Source organism: Arthrobacter sp. TS-15 (assembly GCF_006964045.1).
Classification (GTDB): domain Bacteria; phylum Actinomycetota; class Actinomycetes; order Actinomycetales; family Micrococcaceae; genus Arthrobacter.
On record NZ_SDXQ01000052.1, the window covers coordinates 1 to 4,998 of the forward strand.

A 4,998-nucleotide genomic window follows, 5' to 3' on the forward strand; every position below is an offset into this window, starting at 1 on the left:
CCGCAGCCGAACGACCGAGCGCAGCGAGTCAGTGAGCGAGGAAGCGGAAGAGCGCCCAATACGCAAACCGCCTCTCCCCGCGCGTTGGCCGATTCATTAATGCAGCTGGCACGACAGGTTTCCCGACTGGAAAGCGGGCAGTGAGCGCAACGCAATTAATGTGAGTTAGCTCACTCATTAGGCACCCCAGGCTTTACACTTTATGCTTCCGGCTCGTATGTTGTGTGGAATTGTGAGCGGATAACAATTTCACACAGGAAACAGCTATGACCATGATTACGCCAAGCGCGCAATTAACCCTCACTAAAGGGAACAAAAGCTGGGTACCGGGCCCCCCCTCGAGGTCGGGGATCCACTAGTTTCTCGGTACTATGCATTACATGTTAATTATTACATGCTTAACGTAATTCAACAGAAATTATATGATAATCATCGCAAGACCGGCAACAGGATTCAATCTTAAGAAACTTTATTGCCAAATGTTTGAACGATCTGCAGGTCGACGGATCAGATCTCGGTGACGGGCAGGACCGGACGGGGCGGTACCGGCAGGCTGAAGTCCAGCTGCCAGAAACCCACGTCATGCCAGTTCCCGTGCTTGAAGCCGGCCGCCCGCAGCATGCCGCGGGGGGCATATCCGAGCGCCTCGTGCATGCGCACGCTCGGGTCGTTGGGCAGCCCGATGACAGCGACCACGCTCTTGAAGCCCTGTGCCTCCAGGGACTTCAGCAGGTGGGTGTAGAGCGTGGAGCCCAGTCCCGTCCGCTGGTGGCGGGGGGAGACGTACACGGTCGACTCGGCCGTCCAGTCGTAGGCGTTGCGTGCCTTCCAGGGGCCCGCGTAGGCGATGCCGGCGACCTCGCCGTCCACCTCGGCGACGAGCCAGGGATAGCGCTCCCGCAGACGGACGAGGTCGTCCGTCCACTCCTGCGGTTCCTGCGGCTCGGTACGGAAGTTGACCGTGCTTGTCTCGATGTAGTGGTTGACGATGGTGCAGACCGCCGGCATGTCCGCCTCGGTGGCACGGCGGATGTCGGCCGGGCGTCGTTCTGGGCTCATGGTTACTTCCTAATCGAAGCTTTGCTTGGGTAGAATAGGTAAGTCAGATTGAATCTGAAATAAAGGGAGGAAGGGCGAACTTAAGAAGGTATGACCGGGTCGTTCACTTACCTTGCTTGACAAACGCACCAAGTTATCGTGCACCAAGCAGCAGATGATAATAATGTCCTCGTTCCTGTCTGCTAATAAGAGTCACACTTCGAGCGCCGCCGCTACTGCTACAAGTGGGGCTGATCTGACCAGTTGCCTAAATGAACCATCTTGTCAAACGACACAAATTTTGTGCTCACCGCCTGGACGACTAAACCAAAATAGGCATTCATTGTTGACCTCCACTAGCTCCAGCCAAGCCCAAAAAGTGCTCCTTCAATATCATCTTCTGTCGAGTCTAGTTCTAGAGCGGCCGCCACCGCGGTGGAGCTCCAATTCGCCCTATAGTGAGTCGTATTACGCGCGCTCACTGGCCGTCGTTTTACAACGTCGTGACTGGGAAAACCCTGGCGTTACCCAACTTAATCGCCTTGCAGCACATCCCCCTTTCGCCAGCTGGCGTAATAGCGAAGAGGCCCGCACCGATCGCCCTTCCCAACAGTTGCGCAGCCTGAATGGCGAATGGAAATTGTAAGCGTTAATATTTTGTTAAAATTCGCGTTAAATTTTTGTTAAATCAGCTCATTTTTTAACCAATAGGCCGAAATCGGCAAAATCCCTTATAAATCAAAAGAATAGACCGAGATAGGGTTGAGTGTTGTTCCAGTTTGGAACAAGAGTCCACTATTAAAGAACGTGGACTCCAACGTCAAAGGGCGAAAAACCGTCTATCAGGGCGATGGCCCACTACGTGAACCATCACCCTAATCAAGTTTTTTGGGGTCGAGGTGCCGTAAAGCACTAAATCGGAACCCTAAAGGGAGCCCCCGATTTAGAGCTTGACGGGGAAAGCCGGCGAACGTGGCGAGAAAGGAAGGGAAGAAAGCGAAAGGAGCGGGCGCTAGGGCGCTGGCAAGTGTAGCGGTCACGCTGCGCGTAACCACCACACCCGCCGCGCTTAATGCGCCGCTACAGGGCGCGTCAGGTGGCACTTTTCGGGGAAATGTGCGCGGAACCCCTATTTGTTTATTTTTCTAAATACATTCAAATATGTATCCGCTCATGAGACAATAACCCTGATAAATGCTTCAATAATATTGAAAAAGGAAGAGTATGAGTATTCAACATTTCCGTGTCGCCCTTATTCCCTTTTTTGCGGCATTTTGCCTTCCTGTTTTTGCTCACCCAGAAACGCTGGTGAAAGTAAAAGATGCTGAAGATCAGTTGGGTGCACGAGTGGGTTACATCGAACTGGATCTCAACAGCGGTAAGATCCTTGAGAGTTTTCGCCCCGAAGAACGTTTTCCAATGATGAGCACTTTTAAAGTTCTGCTATGTGGCGCGGTATTATCCCGTATTGACGCCGGGCAAGAGCAACTCGGTCGCCGCATACACTATTCTCAGAATGACTTGGTTGAGTACTCACCAGTCACAGAAAAGCATCTTACGGATGGCATGACAGTAAGAGAATTATGCAGTGCTGCCATAACCATGAGTGATAACACTGCGGCCAACTTACTTCTGACAACGATCGGAGGACCGAAGGAGCTAACCGCTTTTTTGCACAACATGGGGGATCATGTAACTCGCCTTGATCGTTGGGAACCGGAGCTGAATGAAGCCATACCAAACGACGAGCGTGACACCACGATGCCTGTAGCAATGGCAACAACGTTGCGCAAACTATTAACTGGCGAACTACTTACTCTAGCTTCCCGGCAACAATTAATAGACTGGATGGAGGCGGATAAAGTTGCAGGACCACTTCTGCGCTCGGCCCTTCCGGCTGGCTGGTTTATTGCTGATAAATCTGGAGCCGGTGAGCGTGGGTCTCGCGGTATCATTGCAGCACTGGGGCCAGATGGTAAGCCCTCCCGTATCGTAGTTATCTACACGACGGGGAGTCAGGCAACTATGGATGAACGAAATAGACAGATCGCTGAGATAGGTGCCTCACTGATTAAGCATTGGTAACTGTCAGACCAAGTTTACTCATATATACTTTAGATTGATTTAAAACTTCATTTTTAATTTAAAAGGATCTAGGTGAAGATCCTTTTTGATAATCTCATGACCAAAATCCCTTAACGTGAGTTTTCGTTCCACTGAGCGTCAGACCCCGTAGAAAAGATCAAAGGATCTTCTTGAGATCCTTTTTTTCTGCGCGTAATCTGCTGCTTGCAAACAAAAAAACCACCGCTACCAGCGGTGGTTTGTTTGCCGGATCAAGAGCTACCAACTCTTTTTCCGAAGGTAACTGGCTTCAGCAGAGCGCAGATACCAAATACTGTTCTTCTAGTGTAGCCGTAGTTAGGCCACCACTTCAAGAACTCTGTAGCACCGCCTACATACCTCGCTCTGCTAATCCTGTTACCAGTGGCTGCTGCCAGTGGCGATAAGTCGTGTCTTACCGGGTTGGACTCAAGACGATAGTTACCGGATAAGGCGCAGCGGTCGGGCTGAACGGGGGGTTCGTGCACACAGCCCAGCTTGGAGCGAACGACCTACACCGAACTGAGATACCTACAGCGTGAGCTATGAGAAAGCGCCACGCTTCCCGAAGGGAGAAAGGCGGACAGGTATCCGGTAAGCGGCAGGGTCGGAACAGGAGAGCGCACGAGGGAGCTTCCAGGGGGAAACGCCTGGTATCTTTATAGTCCTGTCGGGTTTCGCCACCTCTGACTTGAGCGTCGATTTTTGTGATGCTCGTCAGGGGGGCGGAGCCTATGGAAAAACGCCAGCAACGCGGCCTTTTTACGGTTCCTGGCCTTTTGCTGGCCTTTTGCTCACATGTTCTTTCCTGCGTTATCCCCTGATTCTGTGGATAACCGTATTACCGCCTTTGAGTGAGCTGATACCGCTCGCCGCAGCCGAACGACCGAGCCCACGAGACCAGANNGTCTGACGTCTTGTGTCTCAAAATCTCTGATGTTACATTGCACAAGATAAAAATATATCATCATGAACAATAAAACTGTCTGCTTACATAAACAGTAATACAAGGGGTGTTATGAGCCATATTCAGCGTGAAACGAGCTGTAGCCGTCCGCGTCTGAACAGCAACATGGATGCGGATCTGTATGGCTATAAATGGGCGCGTGATAACGTGGGTCAGAGCGGCGCGACCATTTATCGTCTGTATGGCAAACCGGATGCGCCGGAACTGTTTCTGAAACATGGCAAAGGCAGCGTGGCGAACGATGTGACCGATGAAATGGTGCGTCTGAACTGGCTGACCGAATTTATGCCGCTGCCGACCATTAAACATTTTATTCGCACCCCGGATGATGCGTGGCTGCTGACCACCGCGATTCCGGGCAAAACCGCGTTTCAGGTGCTGGAAGAATATCCGGATAGCGGCGAAAACATTGTGGATGCGCTGGCCGTGTTTCTGCGTCGTCTGCATAGCATTCCGGTGTGCAACTGCCCGTTTAACAGCGATCGTGTGTTTCGTCTGGCCCAGGCGCAGAGCCGTATGAACAACGGCCTGGTGGATGCGAGCGATTTTGATGATGAACGTAACGGCTGGCCGGTGGAACAGGTGTGGAAAGAAATGCATAAACTGCTGCCGTTTAGCCCGGATAGCGTGGTGACCCACGGCGATTTTAGCCTGGATAACCTGATTTTCGATGAAGGCAAACTGATTGGCTGCATTGATGTGGGCCGTGTGGGCATTGCGGATCGTTATCAGGATCTGGCCATTCTGTGGAACTGCCTGGGCGAATTTAGCCCGAGCCTGCAAAAACGTCTGTTTCAGAAATATGGCATTGATAATCCGGATATGAACAAACTGCAATTTCATCTGATGCTGGATGAATTTTTCTAATAATTAATTGGGGACCCTAGAGG

Annotated in this window: 3 protein-coding genes; 2 read left to right on the forward strand and 1 reads right to left on the reverse strand. The window is 51.6% G+C overall.

Annotation, left to right across the window (positions count from 1 at the left end; genetic code table 11):
- Positions 1 to 507: 507 nt before the first annotated feature.
- Positions 508 to 1,059 (reverse strand): phosphinothricin N-acetyltransferase, encoded by a 552-nt coding sequence (pat, locus tag EU811_RS20355; protein ID WP_017154880.1) that lies wholly within the window; start codon positions 1,057 to 1,059, stop codon positions 508 to 510.
- A 1,203-nt stretch (positions 1,060 to 2,262) separates the two neighbouring features.
- Between pat and EU811_RS20360 the strand changes: the two genes are divergently transcribed.
- On the forward strand, positions 2,263 to 3,123 hold the full coding sequence (locus EU811_RS20360; protein ID WP_000027050.1) for a broad-spectrum class A beta-lactamase TEM-116: 861 nt from the start codon (positions 2,263 to 2,265) through the stop codon (positions 3,121 to 3,123).
- A 1,036-nt stretch (positions 3,124 to 4,159) separates the two neighbouring features.
- The gene (aph(3')-Ia, locus tag EU811_RS20375; RefSeq protein ID WP_000018329.1) at positions 4,160 to 4,975 is read left to right on the forward strand and encodes an aminoglycoside O-phosphotransferase APH(3')-Ia; all 816 of its coding nucleotides are present in this window, start codon (positions 4,160 to 4,162) and stop codon (positions 4,973 to 4,975) included.
- The last annotated feature ends 23 nt before the right edge of the window (positions 4,976 to 4,998 follow it).